This window comes from Pseudomonas sp. SWRI68, assembly GCF_014269165.1.
Taxonomy (GTDB): domain Bacteria; phylum Pseudomonadota; class Gammaproteobacteria; order Pseudomonadales; family Pseudomonadaceae; genus Aquipseudomonas; species Aquipseudomonas capeferrum.
This window is the reverse complement of the sequence record NZ_JABWRU010000006.1, coordinates 237,285-251,450: the sequence shown is the minus strand read 5'-3', so window position 1 is coordinate 251,450 and position 14,166 is coordinate 237,285. Positions and strand designations below refer to the sequence as shown.

Annotated in this window: 13 protein-coding genes and 1 pseudogene; 7 read left to right on the top strand and 7 right to left on the bottom strand. The window is 63.2% G+C overall.

Features of this window, described 5'->3' with window-relative positions:
* Positions 1 to 137: 137 nt before the first annotated feature.
* The gene (locus tag HU770_RS12140) at positions 138 to 1,631 is read right to left on the bottom strand and encodes an aldehyde dehydrogenase (protein WP_033702292.1); all 1,494 of its coding nucleotides are present in this window, start codon (positions 1,629 to 1,631) and stop codon (positions 138 to 140) included.
* A 197-nt stretch (positions 1,632 to 1,828) separates the two neighbouring features.
* Between HU770_RS12140 and HU770_RS12135 the strand changes: the two genes are divergently transcribed.
* A complete protein-coding gene (locus HU770_RS12135; protein WP_033702294.1) occupies positions 1,829 to 2,188 on the top strand; it encodes a cupin domain-containing protein in 360 nt (119 codons plus the stop codon).
* A gap of 82 nt (positions 2,189 to 2,270) precedes the next feature.
* Positions 2,271 to 2,474 carry an I78 family peptidase inhibitor gene (locus HU770_RS12130; protein WP_186663727.1) on the top strand — a complete coding sequence of 68 codons (204 nt, stop codon included), beginning with the start codon at positions 2,271 to 2,273 and terminating at the stop codon, positions 2,472 to 2,474.
* Between the two features lie 67 nt (positions 2,475 to 2,541).
* Here HU770_RS12130 and rpmG read toward each other — a convergent pair whose 3' ends face one another.
* Both rpmG and rpmB read right to left on the bottom strand, forming a co-directional pair.
* Positions 2,542 to 2,697, bottom strand: coding sequence for a 50S ribosomal protein L33 (gene rpmG / locus HU770_RS12125; RefSeq protein ID WP_003253507.1), 156 nt, complete (start codon positions 2,695 to 2,697; stop codon positions 2,542 to 2,544).
* 11 nt (positions 2,698 to 2,708) lie between these two features.
* A complete protein-coding gene (rpmB, locus tag HU770_RS12120; protein WP_003253504.1) occupies positions 2,709 to 2,945 on the bottom strand; it encodes a 50S ribosomal protein L28 in 237 nt (78 codons plus the stop codon).
* Between the two features lie 360 nt (positions 2,946 to 3,305).
* Here rpmB and HU770_RS12115 point away from each other — a divergent pair, with 360 nt between their 5' ends.
* On the top strand, positions 3,306 to 4,895 hold the full coding sequence (locus HU770_RS12115; protein WP_186663726.1) for an ABC transporter substrate-binding protein: 1,590 nt from the start codon (positions 3,306 to 3,308) through the stop codon (positions 4,893 to 4,895).
* 134 nt (positions 4,896 to 5,029) lie between these two features.
* On the opposite strand, the gene radC is transcribed toward HU770_RS12115, so the two are convergent.
* Positions 5,030 to 5,710 carry a DNA repair protein RadC gene (gene radC, locus HU770_RS12110; RefSeq protein WP_186663725.1) on the bottom strand — a complete coding sequence of 227 codons (681 nt, stop codon included), beginning with the start codon at positions 5,708 to 5,710 and terminating at the stop codon, positions 5,030 to 5,032.
* Positions 5,711 to 5,837: 127 nt separating this feature from the next.
* Here radC and coaBC point away from each other — a divergent pair, with 127 nt between their 5' ends.
* From coaBC to argB, 4 genes and pseudogenes are all read left to right on the top strand, one after another.
* Entirely contained in the window at positions 5,838 to 7,049 is a 1,212-nt protein-coding gene (gene coaBC / locus HU770_RS12105; RefSeq protein WP_033702301.1) for a bifunctional phosphopantothenoylcysteine decarboxylase/phosphopantothenate--cysteine ligase CoaBC, read from the top strand.
* A 5-nt stretch (positions 7,050 to 7,054) separates the two neighbouring features.
* A complete protein-coding gene (gene dut / locus HU770_RS12100) occupies positions 7,055 to 7,510 on the top strand; it encodes a dUTP diphosphatase (protein WP_027592160.1) in 456 nt (151 codons plus the stop codon).
* A 141-nt stretch (positions 7,511 to 7,651) separates the two neighbouring features.
* Positions 7,652 to 9,019: pseudogene (locus HU770_RS12095) on the top strand (phosphomannomutase/phosphoglucomutase); the annotation flags it as partial.
* A gap of 30 nt (positions 9,020 to 9,049) precedes the next feature.
* Positions 9,050 to 9,955: an acetylglutamate kinase gene (gene argB, locus HU770_RS12090; protein WP_027592158.1), complete on the top strand. Its 906-nt coding sequence runs from the start codon at positions 9,050 to 9,052 to the stop codon at positions 9,953 to 9,955.
* 76 nt (positions 9,956 to 10,031) lie between these two features.
* On the opposite strand, the gene HU770_RS12085 is transcribed toward argB, so the two are convergent.
* From HU770_RS12085 to HU770_RS12075, 3 genes are all read right to left on the bottom strand, one after another.
* The gene (locus tag HU770_RS12085; protein WP_186663724.1) at positions 10,032 to 12,464 is read right to left on the bottom strand and encodes a TonB-dependent siderophore receptor; all 2,433 of its coding nucleotides are present in this window, start codon (positions 12,462 to 12,464) and stop codon (positions 10,032 to 10,034) included.
* 79 nt (positions 12,465 to 12,543) lie between these two features.
* Entirely contained in the window at positions 12,544 to 13,512 is a 969-nt protein-coding gene (locus tag HU770_RS12080) for a FecR domain-containing protein (RefSeq protein WP_095063936.1), read from the bottom strand.
* On the bottom strand, positions 13,505 to 14,044 hold the full coding sequence (locus tag HU770_RS12075) for a sigma-70 family RNA polymerase sigma factor (RefSeq protein WP_052040640.1): 540 nt from the start codon (positions 14,042 to 14,044) through the stop codon (positions 13,505 to 13,507). Before HU770_RS12075 ends, HU770_RS12080 begins: the two co-directional genes overlap by 8 nt.
* Positions 14,045 to 14,166 lie beyond the last annotated feature (122 nt).

The following is a 14,166-nucleotide window of genomic DNA, read 5'->3' as shown; positions in this document are numbered from 1 at the left end:
CCTGTTGGATTTTCTTGGGCCCACTCGCGGAACAAGCCCGCTCCCACAAGCTCATCACCGAGATTCTGAAATCAGTGGTGATGAGCCTGTGGGAGCGGGCTTGCCCCGCGAGTGGGCCGCAGCGCGGCCCCAGCGATTTACAGCTTGATCCAGGTCGCCTTCAGCTCGGTGTACTTCTCCAGCGCATGCAGCGACTTGTCACGGCCGTTGCCCGACTGCTTGAAGCCGCCGAACGGTGCGGTCATGTCGCCGCCGTCGTATTGGTTGACCCAGACACTGCCAGCGCGCACGGCACGGGCGGTCTTGTGGGCCTTGGAGATGTCCGAGGTCCAGATGCCGGCGGCCAGGCCATACGGCGTGTCGTTGGCGATGGCGATGGCTTCTTCGGCAGTGTCGAAGGTAATCACCGACAACACTGGGCCAAAGATCTCTTCCTGGGCGATCTTCATGGCGTTGGTCACGCCGTCGAAGATGGTCGGCTCGACGTAGGTGCCGCCGGTCTCTTCGAGGATGCGCTTGCCACCCGCCAGCAGTTTGGCGCCGTCCTTGTGGCCGGCGTCGATGTACGACAGCACGGTGTTCATCTGCTGGGTGTCGACCAGCGCGCCGACGGTGGTCTGCGGGTCCAGTGGGTTGCCAGGCTTCCAGCCTTTGAGGGCCTCGACCACCATCGGCAGGAAGGTATCCTTGATCGAACGCTCGACCAGCAGGCGCGAGCCTGCGGTGCAGACTTCGCCCTGGTTGAAGGCGATGGCGCTGGCGGCGGCTTCGGCGGCAGCTTGCAGGTCTGGCGCGTCGGCGAAGACGATATTCGGGCTCTTGCCACCGGCTTCCAGCCAGATACGCTTCATGTTCGATTCGCCAGCGTAGATCATCAGTTGCTTGGCGATCTTGGTCGAACCGGTGAACACCAGGGTGTCGACGTCCATGTGCAGGGCCAGGGCCTTGCCTACTGTGTGGCCGTAGCCTGGCAGCACGTTCAGCACACCGGCCGGGATGCCGGCTTCGATGGCCAGCTGGGCGATGCGGATGGCGGTCAGTGGCGATTTTTCGGACGGCTTCAGGACTACCGAGTTACCGGTGGCCAGGGCTGGGCCGAGCTTCCAGCATGCCATCAGCAGCGGGAAGTTCCACGGCACGATGGCGCCGACCACACCCACCGGCTCACGGGTTACCAGGCCGAGCTGGTCATGCGGCGTCGGCGCGACTTCGTCGTAAACCTTGTCGATAGCTTCGGCATTCCAGTGCAGGGCTTGTGCCGCACCTGGGACGTCGATGCTCGAGGAATCGCCGATCGGCTTGCCCATGTCCAGGGTTTCAAGCAGCGCCAGCTCTTCGACGTTCTTGCGCAGCAGGTCGGCGAAGCGGATCAGCTTGGCTTTGCGCTTGGCCGGCGCCAGGCGCGACCAGACACCGGAATCGAAGGTGGCGCGGGCGTTCTCGACAGCACGGTTGGCGTCGGCCAGGTCGCAGCTGGCGACCTTGGCCAGGAAGCGTCCGTCGACCGGGCTCAGGCACTCGAAGGTTTCACCGGAGGCGGCGTCGGTGTATTCGCCGTTGATGAAGGCACGGCCTTCGATCTTCAGTTGCTGGGCACGTTGTTCCCAGTCCGCACGAGTCAGGGTGGTCATACGAAACTCCTCCTCTTGTTTAGGTGCAACGCCGCACTGAGGACTCACTGGCGTTGTCAGAAATTCTGGCCGGGCGACGAGCGCACACGGGCAAGCGATACCCTAAACCAGGCCGTGTAAACTATCAATATATTTGACACGAAAGGCCTAAACGCCTACTGATGTTCATTTTATTAAACAACAACAGGAGCCGCACCATGAGCATCGCCAGCATCATCGACTTCGCCCAGGTTCTTACCGAGGCCGAACGCTACCGCCCGGCGGCAGAGAAAATCCTCAAAGGCGAGCCGGACCAGGCCGTCTACAACCACTACGCCAGCCCGTGCGGCCAGTTCGCCGCGGGCGTCTGGGAAGGTGAAGTCGGCCAGTGGACGGTCAACTACACCGAACACGAGTACTGCGAGATCGTGCTGGGTGTTTCGGTGCTGCGTGACCAGGACGGCGGCGCCAAGACCCTGCGTGCCGGTGATCGGTTCGTCATCCCGGCAGGCTTCAAGGGCACCTGGGAAGTGCTGGAGCCTTGCCGCAAGATCTATGTAATGTTCGAGCAGAAATAACTATGTAACACAGCCGGCCAGCTGGCATGCGTGAGGATGGCCCTGCCCACAACGGGCCATTTACTTCAGAAGGATACCAAGCATGAACAACGATGAAGCCTTGCAAGCCCTCGCCCATCTGGTCGATACGCCTTACGAGCCTGGGGTTAAAGCCACCATCAGCGCACTCACCGGCCGCGCTCGTGTGGTAGGCCCCAATGAGATGTCCACCCTCGAATACGATACCAACCGGGTGCACATCAGGACCGATGCCAACGGCCTGATCAAGGGGTTCAGCTTCGGCTGACCGAGCGAAGGCCATAAAAAAACCCGCATCCTTTCGGATGCGGGTTTTTTTTCAGGTCGCCGATCAATTACTTGATCTTGGCTTCCTTGTACACCACGTGCTTACGAACAACCGGATCATATTTCTTGATCTCGATTTTGTCCGGGGTGGTGCGCTTGTTCTTGTCGGTGGTGTAGAAGTGGCCGGTACCGGCACTCGAAACCAGACGGATCAATTCACGCATGATGTTCTCCCTTAAACCTTGGCGCCAGCTTTACGGATGTCAACCAGAACGGCGTCGATGCCGCGCTTGTCGATGATACGCATGCCCTTGGCGGAAACACGCAGACGCACGAAACGCTTCTCGGACTCAACCCAGAAACGGTGGTGCTGCAGGTTCGGCAGGAAACGACGACGGGTTTTGTTGTTTGCGTGGGAAATGTTGTTCCCGGTTACTGGACCCTTACCAGTAACTTGACAGACTCTCGACATGACTCAGCCCTCTAAAACCACATGCCCAACCCGGCATGGGTTGGCCGCTTAATCTCTCAGTCTTTGGCGCCAGGCGCCGTGATTCTGGAGGTCTTATCGACCGGATCCGCTGATGCGACAGGCCGAGCCCCTAGAAAAGAGCGCTGCTTTATACCAGAAAGACTCGACTGCAACAACATATGATGAATATTGACACGACGCCGAGTGCGCCGGGGCAGCATAGCGGCAGGCCCCGTCAGGCGTCGACCACTCGTCGCCGAATTTGTAAAAAAGGGTGTGGTCATTTGCAGGCGGGCGCACTAGGGTAGGACGTTTCCAGACTGCACTGGCAGATGGGCCACTGACAGCCAAGGAGTCACGATGCGTGCCGCCGCCCTTTCCCTCTTGTTCACCTCACTGTTTACCGCAGGCGTCACCCAGGCAGCCGCGCTGAGTGTTTGCAGCGAAGCCAGCCCCGAAGGTTTCGACGTGGTCCAGTACAACTCGCTGACCACCACCAACGCCTCGGCCGACGTGCTGATGAACCGCCTGGTGGAGTTCGATGCGGCCCAGGGCAAGGTAGTACCCAGCCTGGCGGCGAGCTGGACGGTGTCGGCCGACGGCCTGATCTACGATTTCAAGCTGCGCGATGACGTGAAGTTTCACACCACTGCCTACTTCAAACCGTCCCGCGCGCTGAACGCCGACGATGTGCTGTTCAGCTTCCAGCGCATGCTCTACCCGGCCCACGCCTGGCACAAGACCGCCCCGGGCGGTTACCCGCACGCACAATCGCTGCAACTGGGCAACCTGATCAAGTCGATCGACGCCCCTGAACCGCAGACCGTGCGCGTCACCCTGGCCCACCCGGATGCCACGTTCCTGGCCACCCTGAGCATGGGCTTTGCCTCGATCTATTCTGCCGAATATGCCGACAAGCTGCTCAAGGCAGGTACCCCGGAAAAGCTCAACAGCCAGCCGATCGGCACCGGGCCGTTCGTCTTCCAGCGCTTCCAGAAGGACGCCGTGGTGCGCTACCGCGCCAACCCCGACTACTTCGCTGGCAAGCCTGGCGTCGACCCGCTGATCTTCGCCATCACCACCGATGCCAACGTGCGCCTGCAGAAGCTCAAGCGCAACGAATGCCAGGTCGCCCTGTCGCCCAAACCGCTGGATATCGCTGAAGCCAGCAAGGATGGCAGCCTCCAGGTTGCCAGCACGCCGGCCTTCATGACCGCCTTCGTCGCCATCAACAGCGCACACCCGCCGCTGGACAAGCCAGAGGTGCGCCAGGCCATCAACCTGGCCTTCGACAAGCCGGCCTACCTCAAGGCCGTGTTCGAAGGCACCGCGACGGCCGCCAACGGCCCCTACCCGCCCAACACCTGGAGCTACGCCAAGGACCTGCCTGGCTACCCCATGGACCTGAAAAAGGCCAAGGCCCTGCTGGCCAAAGCAGGCCTGCCAGAGGGCTTCAGCACCACGATCTGGACCCGCCCGTCGGGCAGCCTGCTCAACCCCAACCCCAGCCTTGGCGCGCAGATGCTGCAGGCCGACCTGGGCAAGATCGGCATCAAGGCCGAGATCCGGGTGATCGAATGGGGCGAGCTGATCCGCCGCGCCAAGGCCGGTGAGCATGATTTGCTGTTCATGGGCTGGGCGGGTGACAACGGTGACCCGGATAACTTCCTCAGCCCGCAGTTTTCCTGTGCTGCGGTGAAATCTGGGACCAACTTCGCGCGGTTCTGCGACAGCCGCCTTGACCAGTTGATCAATGCTGGCCGCACCACCAACGACCAGAGCGTGCGCAGCCGGCTGTACCAGCAGGCGCAGACGTTGATCCAGCAGCAGGCACTGTGGGTGCCGCTGGCGCACCCCACGGCAGCCACCTTGCTGCGCCAGGGGGTCGAGGGGTACCAGGTGAGCCCGTTCGGGCGGTTGGATTTCAGCAAGGTTTCGGTGACCCGCTGAGGGTGCAACTGCCTGTGCCGACCTCTTCGCGGGTCAAGCCCGCTCCCACCGGTATGTCACTGCCCTTGAGAACAGTGAAGTACCTGTGGGAGCGGGCTTGACCCGCGATGAGGCCTGCACAAGCACCGCAGCACCTAGGCAACGATCCACCCCTGCTCCACCATCGACAACGGCTCGCCGTCACCCACGATGACGTGGTCCAGCACTCGCACATCGATCAGCCCCAGCGCTCGCTTGAGCGCTAGCGTCATGTGCACATCATCCTGGCTTGGCTCGCTGTTGCCCGACGGATGGTTGTGGCACAAGATCAATGCCGCCGCGTTGTGCAGCAACGCCCGGCGCACCACTTCCCGCGGATAGATACTGGCCCGGTCGATCGTGCCCCTGAACAGGATTTCGAACGCCAGCGGCCGGTGTTTGGTATCCAGAAACAAACACCCAAACACCTCACTGGCCTCATGCCGCAGCATGGCTTTGAGGTAACGCCGCACCGCCACCGGGCTTTCCAGCGCAGGCGTGCGCTCGATACCCTCATCCAGGTAACGCCGGCCAATCTCCAGCAAGGCCTGCAACTGGGCGTACTTCACGGGGCCGAGGCCAGGCTCGCACAAAACGGCTTGGCGATCGGCATCGAGCAACTGCCTCAGGCCACCAAAGCGCACCAGCAACCCTCGCGCCAGGTCCATCACATTACGCCCAGCAACCCCCGAACCCAGCAGCACAGCCACCAGCTCGGCATCCGACAACACCGCTACGCCACGCGACAGCAGCTTCTCCCTCGGCCGTTCTTCAGCCGGCCATTCCCTGATACTCATCCCTGCTCCTTGGTCCTGCTGCGGCACGTTTGGGCCCTGTGTTAATCTAGTTCGCCTCGTACATGCGACGTTCTGCCGCAGGCAGTTCTTGTCGCCGCCCGCTTTCACTGGAAAAAGGCAAAAGCCTATGCAGCGGCTGTATCACAAGCGCATCGTTCTCGGCGTCGGTGGCGGCATTGCCGCCTACAAAAGCGCCGAGCTGATCCGCCGACTCCTGGAGCACGGCGCGCAGGTGCGCGTCGTCATGACCCGTGGCGGTGCAGAGTTCATCACCCCGCTGACCCTGCAGGCGTTGTCCGGCCACCCGGTGCACATGGACCTGCTCGACCCCGCCGCCGAAGCGGCCATGGGCCATATCGAGCTGGCCAAGTGGGCCGACCTGGTGCTCATCGCCCCCGCCACTGCCGACCTGATGGCGCGCATGGCCCAAGGCATGGCAGACGACCTGCTGACCACCCTGATACTGGCCACCGACGCCACCGTTGCCGTGGCCCCGGCCATGAACCAGGCCATGTGGCGCGACCCGGCCACCCAGGCCAATCTCGACCTGCTCAAAAGCCGCGGCATCCAGGTATTCGGCCCGGCTTCCGGCAGCCAGGCCTGTGGCGACGTAGGCCTTGGCCGCATGCTGGAAGCCACCGACCTGGCCTGGTGCGCCGCCGAAAGCTTCAAGCGCCAGACGCTGACCGGCAAACACGTGCTGATCACCGCCGGTCCGACCCAGGAAAACATCGACCCGGTGCGCTACATCACCAATCATAGCTCCGGGAAGATGGGCTTCGCCCTGGCTGAAGCGGCCGCCGAGGCCGGTGCTCGGGTGACCCTCGTCACCGGCCCGGTGCACCTGCCCACGCCCGACCGGGTCAACCGGATCGACGTGGTCAGCGCGCGCGACATGCTCGCGGCCTGTGAAGCGGCCATGCCCTGCGACCTGTTCATTGCCTCGGCAGCCGTCGCGGACTACCGGCCAGAGGTCGTTGCTGCGCAAAAACTCAAGAAAGATCCTACGACCGGCGACGGCATGCTGCTGCAGATGGTGCGCAATCCCGATATCCTTGCAACCATTGCTGGCCGTAGCGACCGCCCGTTCAGTGTCGGCTTCGCCGCCGAGACCGAACACCTGCTCGATTACGCCACGCGCAAGCTCAAGGACAAGAACCTCGACCTGATCGTCGCCAATGATGTGGCCAACCCCAGCATCGGCTTCAACAGCGAAGAAAACGCCTTGACCGTGATCGATCGCCAGCAGCACCAGACCCTCTTTGCGCAGACCAGCAAGGGCAAGATCGCCCGGCAACTGGTCGCCTTCATCGCCGAACGGCTCAACCAGGTTCAATAAGTTACATGCACGCTCTTCAAGCCAAGATTCTCGACCCACGCCTGGGCACCGAATTCCCCCTGCCGCAGTACGCCACCCCGGGTTCCGCCGGGCTGGACCTGCGCGCCCTGCTCAAGGAGGACACCGTCCTCGAGCCAGGCCAGACCCTGCTGATCCCCACCGGCCTGTCGATCTACATCGGCGACCCGGGCCTGGCGGCCATGATCCTGCCGCGCTCGGGCCTGGGCCATAAGCACGGCATCGTGCTGGGCAACCTGGTCGGCCTGATCGACTCGGACTACCAGGGCGAGCTGATGGTGTCGTGCTGGAACCGCGGCAACACCCCATTCACCATTGCCATTGGCGAGCGCATCGCCCAATTGGTGCTGGTGCCGGTGGTGCAGGCGCATTTCGACATCGTCGAGGCCTTCGACGAAAGCCAGCGTGGCACTGGCGGCTTCGGCCACTCCGGCAGCCACTGAGCCGACAGCTGACCGTTCAGGCCAAGGATGGCGAACTCTCTGGCGAAACCACCGTCCAAGCGTTCAGTTTGCGCCTGCCCAGACAGCCTTTGACTAATGGAGCTTCCAGAGATGAACGAAATGGCCCAGCTGGTCCCCGCACTGCCGGACAGCATTTTCCGCGCTTATGACATTCGCGGCGTGGTCGGCAAAACCCTCCACGCCGAAACCGCCTACTGGATCGGCCGCGCCATCGGCGCCCAGACCCTCGCCCAGGGCGAGCCCCAGATCGCTGTCGGCCGCGATGGCCGCCTGTCTGGCCCAATGCTGGTCGAGCAGTTGATCAAAGGCCTGGCCGACGCCGGTTGCCAGGTCAGCGACGTCGGCCTGGTGCCGACCCCGGCGCTGTATTACGCCGCCAACGTGCTGGCCGGCAAATCGGGTGTGATGCTGACTGGCAGCCACAACCCATCGGACTACAACGGCTTCAAGATCGTCATCGCCGGTGACACCCTGGCCAACGAACAGATCCAAGCCCTGCTGACCCGCCTGAAAACCAACGACCTGACCCGTGCCGAAGGCAGCGTGCAGAAGGTCGAGATTCTCGAGCGCTACTACCAGCAGATCATCGCCGACGTGAAGCTTTCGAAAAAGCTCAAGGTGGTGGTGGACTGCGGCAACGGCGCGGCCGGCGTTATCGCCCCGCAACTGATCGAAGCACTCGGCTGCGAAGTCGTCCCGCTGTTCTGCGAGGTCGACGGCAACTTCCCCAACCACCACCCAGACCCTGGCAAACCAGAAAACCTCGAAGACCTGATCGCCAAGGTCAAGCAGACCGGTGCCGACATCGGCCTGGCCTTCGACGGCGACGGCGACCGCGTGGGCGTGGTCAGCAACACCGGCACCATCGTCTACCCCGACCGCCTGCTGATGCTGTTTGCCCAGGACGTGCTGTCGCGCAACCCGGGCGCCGAGATCATCTTCGACGTCAAATGCACCCGTCGCCTGACCCCGCTGATCGAACAGCATGGCGGCCGCGCGCTGATGTGGAAGACCGGCCATTCGCTGATCAAGAAGAAGATGAAAGAGACTGGCTCGTTGCTGGCTGGCGAGATGAGCGGGCACATTTTCATCAAGGAGCGCTGGTACGGTTTCGACGACGGCATCTACAGTGCCGCGCGCCTGCTGGAGATCCTCAGCAAGGCCGACCAGGACGCCGAAAGCCTGTTCGCGGCGTTCCCGAACGATATTTCCACGCCGGAAATCAATATTGATGTGACCGACGAGGGTAAATTCAGCATCATTGATGCACTGCAACGCGACGCCGACTGGGGCGCGGCCAACCTGACCACCATCGACGGTGTGCGGGTCGACTACGACCACGGCTGGGGCCTGGTACGCGCCTCCAACACCACACCGGTGCTGGTGCTGCGTTTCGAGGCCGACAGCGACGCCGAATTGCAACGTATCAAGGATGTTTTCCGCGCCCAGTTGCTGCGGGTTGCCCCTGAGCTGCAACTGCCGTTCTGACCGACTATCTGTTCCTTACAGGAGCCCTGCATGACCCTCGATCGCGATGCCGCTTCCCATGTAGCCGAAGTTTTGTCCGAAGCACTGCCTTACATCCGCCGCTTTGTCGGCAAGACACTGGTGATCAAGTACGGCGGCAACGCGATGGAGAGCGAGGAGCTCAAGACCGGCTTCGCCCGTGACATCGTGCTGATGAAGGCTGTGGGCATCAACCCGGTGGTGGTCCACGGTGGTGGCCCGCAGATCGGCGACCTGCTCAAGCGCCTGTCGATCGAAAGCCACTTCATCGACGGCATGCGCGTCACCGACTCGGCGACCATGGACGTGGTGGAGATGGTGCTGGGTGGCCAGGTCAACAAGGATATCGTCAACCTGATCAACCGCCACGGCGGCAGCGCCATCGGCCTGACCGGCAAGGACGCGGAACTGATCCGCGCCAAGAAGCTGACCGTAAGCCGCCAGACGCCAGAGATGACCACCCCGGAAATCATCGACATCGGCCATGTCGGCGAAGTCGTGAGCGTGAACACCGACCTGCTGAACATGCTGGTCAAGGGCGACTTCATCCCGGTGATCGCGCCGATCGGCGTCGGTGCCAATGGTGAGTCGTACAACATCAACGCCGACCTGGTGGCGGGCAAGGTGGCCGAGGCGCTGAAAGCCGAGAAGCTGATGCTGCTGACCAACATCGCCGGCCTGATGGACAAGCAGGGCCAGGTCCTGACCGGCCTGACCACCGAGCAGGTCAACGAACTGATCGCCGACGGCACCATCTACGGCGGCATGCTGCCGAAGATCAAGTGCGCACTGGATGCGGTGCAGGGTGGCGTGAACAGCTCGCACATCATCGACGGCCGCGTGCCCAATGCGGTGCTGCTGGAGATCTTCACCGACAGCGGTGTGGGCACGTTGATCACCAATCGCAAGCCACGCTGATTCATCAAGCGGCCAGTTCAGGCAGGCACCCAAAAGGCGACCCGCAAAGGTCGCCTTTTTTTGTGCGCTCAGGTGCCTAGAAGCTGTAGCGGGCAGTCAGTTTCACATTGCGCGGGTCGCCGTAGATGTCGTACGGGCTGTAGGCGCCATTGGCCACACTGCTGTAGTAGGTACGGTCGAACAGATTGTTGAGGTTGACCTGTAGGTCCAGTTGCTCGCTGGCCTGGTAGCCTGCCACCAGGCCGACCACCGTGTACGAGCCCTGCTGGTTTTGCCAGGCCGTGGCGCCGGCACCACCCGAGGTGCGGATGCGGCTCTGCTGGTAGACGTCACCGCCCACACGCCAGCGCTGCAACTCACCCGGCAGGGTGTAGATCGTCGACAGCTTGAACAGCTGGCGCGGTTTGGTGCGGTCGAAGTCCTCGCCCTCCCGGGCTTTGTTGGCGTCGCTGACGTATTTCGTCTGGGTGTAGGTGTAGCCGGCGGCCAGCTGCCAGTTGTCCGTCAGGGCGCCCTGGATTTCAAGGTCGATGCCCTTGCTGCGGACCAGGCCGGCAGCCTCGTAGCAGGCGCTTGCGGGGCCGGTGCCGCAGCCTTTGGCGTCAGGCAGCTCCTGGGCACGGTTTTTCTGGTCGATCTGAAACACCGCCATGCTGGCGTTCAGCGCACCACCAAAGTACTCGCCCTTGATACCCACTTCGTAGTTCTCACCCATTACCGGGTCAAGCACTTTGCTGTCCAGGCCTTTGCTGGTCTGCGGCTTGAAGATATCGGTGTAGCTTGCGTAGACCGAGTGGTGGGTGTCCAGGTCGTAGACCAGGCCGGCATAGCGGGTCAGATTGCGCGTGATCTTGTAGTTGTTCTCACTGCTTTCGCTATCGTCGAACGCGTACCAGTCGACGCGGCCGCCGAGAATCAATGACAGCGGCTCGCTCAAGCGCAACCGAGTGCTGGCATAGACGCTGTCCTGGGTGGTGGTTTCGGGAAGGCCGTTAGGGCCAGTGACGTAATCGGGCTTGGCATGCCCACGAGGGTTCCACTCGAAGGGATTGATGCCAGCGTCGATGTAGGCGCTCCAGGCCTTGCCAGAGCGGTAATCCAGCTGGCGCTTGCTGACGCCCAGGGTCACGTCATGCTGTTGACCGAGCAAGTGGAAGGGGCCGCTGAGCGCCAAGTCATAGCCGGTTTCCTTCTGTTCCATGGCCTCTGTCCACAGGTAATGGCGATCGTATTCCCAGACCGAAGAGGCCAGCACATCGGTGTCGGTCTTCGACTGCATGGCTGCCAGGCGCAGCGACCAGTCGTTGGCGAAGCCGTGCTCCAGGGTGGCGAAATAGCCGGTGGTGCGATCGTCCGAATACTCCCAGTCATGGCCGAGAAAGGTGTCGCGAGGCAGCCCCAGATGGCCACCGCCACGGGCCATGGGCAACCCGCCCCAGATATAGTTGGTGTGGTTCTTCTGCCGATAGGCACCGAGCGTCAGGGTGGTGCTTTCGCTCAGGTCGGCGTCGACCACGCCGTAGAACAGCTCATGGTCACTCTCCACCGCGTCACGGAAGCTCTTGGCGTCCTGCCGCGAGACGACGGTACGCGCGCGCAGGGTGCCACTTTCATTGAGCGGCCCGCCGACGTCCAGCGTGCCGGTGTAATCGTCCCAGCTACCGGCACTGCCGGTGAGCGTGGCCTGAAATTGATGAGTCGGGCGCTTGCGCACCAGGTTGATGGCGCCACCGGGGTTGCCGGCGCCCTGGGCCAGCCCGGTGGCACCGCGCACGATCTCCACCCGGTCATACATGGCCAGGTTGGCTTCCCCGCTGGGCAGGTAGGTCAGGAAGCTGGTGGGAAAACCGTCGTACATGATGCTGTCGACGTTGAAACCGCGGGCGCTGAACGAGGGCCGCCCTGCACCGCCGGAGTTACTGAGAAAAATGCCCGGCGCACTTTTGACCACATCGCTGATGCTGTTCATGGCCTTGTCGTCCATACGCTTGCGCGTGACCACACTGACCGATTGCGGCGTTTCGCGCAGGCTCAAGGGCAGTTTGGTGGCCGTCTGCATGGCCCCGGTGGTATAGGAGCCGCTGTGCTCGGTAGTCGCCGCCAAGCCTTGGCCGGTAATGTTGGTCGCGCCCAGCTCCAGGCCTGTGCCAGCCGTTACCTGCGGCGTCAGCAGGTAAAGGCCATTACCTTGCGGCGAGGCTTGCAGACCGGTGCCTTGCAGCAATTGCTGCAGGCCGCCCTGCACGCTGGTGGCGGCATTCAGGCCAGGGCTGCGCAACCCCTCCACCAGGCCCGGCTCGATGGGCAGGGTGATGCCTGCCTGGCTGGCGAAGTCAGAGAGGGCACTGCTGAGGTTACCGGCCGGCACCTGATAGGCACGGTTCTGCCGCGCGCCTTGCTCGGCGGCCTGCAGCGATGCCGCAGCCAGGCCGCCGCCCGCGATGATCAGACCCAGTGCGGCAGCGTGTACTGCCCGCGCCAGTGGTTGAATGCCCTGCGTCGTCGCCATGTGTTCGCCCCTGCCCTGTAAAAGTGATGTGTTTATGGGAGGGACACGCAGCTTGAAGAAAACACGACACGCATTCTGTTCACACGTTCGCACGCGCGGTGAGGGTGACCCAGTAGGGCGTGCGGTAGAGCACGTTCACCGGCAGGGTCTGGCTCAGGGCGCGAAGGACCTGATCGGTGTCGCGCAACTGGAAGGCGCCGGAAATCAGCAGCCCGGCCACTGCCGGATCGCAGCGCAGCAGGCCAGGTCGATAGCGGCCGAGCTCGTTGATGAAGTCATCGAGGCGCATCTTTTCTGCGCGCAGCACCTGGCTCAACCAATCGAGACGATCTTGCGCCAGCGCCATGGGCGGCTGCGCAGCCCGGCTGTTGACGTGCGTCTGCAAGCCGGCCGCCAGGAGCATCAGGCCCTCATCGCCCGGTGACCGCCGCGGGCGCACCCGGGCAGCGCCCTCCAGGGCGGCAAGGTAAGTGCTGTGCGGGTACTGACGCAGCACAAAGCGGCTGCCGAGCAGGGCAATTTCCGCTTCGGCGGTATCGACGATGAACGGCCGCCCGGCATGCTCATGGGGTACTTCGACGAGCATCTCGCCGGCGATGAGGCGCACGCGTCGAACATGCTCGTCATAGGCGATATCCACGGCGCTGCCGGTGTTCAGGCGAATCTGCCCGCCATCGGGCAACTGCAGGGAGCGTTGCTCCCCCGTGGCCGTGCGCTCGTCCGCCTGCCACTCGCGCCACGGCAGCCCGCGGTATGTCGCAAGGCCTACGGGGGCGGCGGCGATCAGCAACGCCAGGGTCTTGAGCACCTGCCGCCGCTCCAGGCTGCGCGGGCGCTCCAGCGCCACCCGCCCGGCACTGCCGGCAAGCTGCTGGGCTCGACCGCCAAACCTTTCGGCCAGTTGCCAGGCCCGTTCGTGATCCACGTGCCGCGCCCGCCACTCGGCGCCGGCGGCATGCTCGGCGGCGCCGGCGCTGCTGTTCTGCAAGCGTACAAACCATTGGGCCGCTTCACGGGCGATGCGACGGTCGATGGGCGTATCACTCATGCTGCGCGCCCTGGCTGGCGAGCACGATGCACTCTTCAAAGGCCCGCGCAAGGTGGCGCTGCACCGAGCGCACGCTGAGATTGAGGCGGTTGGCGATCTCTTCCTGGGTATAACCCTCCAGCTGCGCCATCAGGAACGCCTGGCGGGCTTTGGCGGGCAACAGGGCAAGGACCTGGTCGATTTCGTCGAGGGCTTCGAGCACCAGCGCTTGTTGTTCCAGCGACGGGGCGAGGTCCTCTGGCGTTTGCGCCAGCGCGGCCAGGTAGGCCTGCTCCAGCGAGCGGCGACGGTAGAAGTTGAGGGCCAGGCGATTGGCAATGGTGGCCAGATAGGCGCGCGGTGTCGTGCAGTTCAGCGGCTCGCCCGGCGCTCTGCAGAGCAGCCGCACGAACGTGTCCTGGGCCAGATCCGCCGCATCGGCGGCGCTGCCCAAGCGCTTGCGCAGCCAGCCCTGCAGCCAGCCGTGGTGGTGACTGTAGAGCTGGTCGATGGCCTGATGCCGAGGGTGGTTTGCCGAAGAAGTGTGCTGCACGGGAGGCTACAGATGTGAATGAGAATTCGTCTCATCATATCAGCATAAACTTGGCCCCGTACACGTGCAGGGTCACCCTTCGGTATAGCACCGTCAGGCGGCCTTACTGCCGCCTGAACACG

Bases quoted from the DNA above. Each gene is read 5' to 3' on its own strand.
- HU770_RS12085 (WP_186663724.1), bottom strand. From the start codon at position 12,464: ATGGCGACGACGCAGGGCATTCAACCACTGGCGCGGGCAGTACACGCT.
- HU770_RS12080 (WP_095063936.1), bottom strand. From the start codon at position 13,512: ATGAGTGATACGCCCATCGACCGTCGCATCGCCCGTGAAGCGGCCCAA.
- argB (WP_027592158.1), top strand. From the start codon at position 9,050: ATGACCCTCGATCGCGATGCCGCTTCCCATGTAGCCGAAGTTTTGTCC.
- rpmB (WP_003253504.1), bottom strand. From the start codon at position 2,945: ATGTCGAGAGTCTGTCAAGTTACTGGTAAGGGTCCAGTAACCGGGAAC.
- coaBC (WP_033702301.1), top strand. From the start codon at position 5,838: ATGCAGCGGCTGTATCACAAGCGCATCGTTCTCGGCGTCGGTGGCGGC.
- HU770_RS12140 (WP_033702292.1), bottom strand. From the start codon at position 1,631: ATGACCACCCTGACTCGTGCGGACTGGGAACAACGTGCCCAGCAACTG.
- HU770_RS12130 (WP_186663727.1), top strand. From the start codon at position 2,271: ATGAACAACGATGAAGCCTTGCAAGCCCTCGCCCATCTGGTCGATACG.
- HU770_RS12115 (WP_186663726.1), top strand. From the start codon at position 3,306: ATGCGTGCCGCCGCCCTTTCCCTCTTGTTCACCTCACTGTTTACCGCA.
- HU770_RS12135 (WP_033702294.1), top strand. From the start codon at position 1,829: ATGAGCATCGCCAGCATCATCGACTTCGCCCAGGTTCTTACCGAGGCC.
- radC (WP_186663725.1), bottom strand. From the start codon at position 5,710: ATGAGTATCAGGGAATGGCCGGCTGAAGAACGGCCGAGGGAGAAGCTG.
- rpmG (WP_003253507.1), bottom strand. From the start codon at position 2,697: ATGCGTGAATTGATCCGTCTGGTTTCGAGTGCCGGTACCGGCCACTTC.
- dut (WP_027592160.1), top strand. From the start codon at position 7,055: ATGCACGCTCTTCAAGCCAAGATTCTCGACCCACGCCTGGGCACCGAA.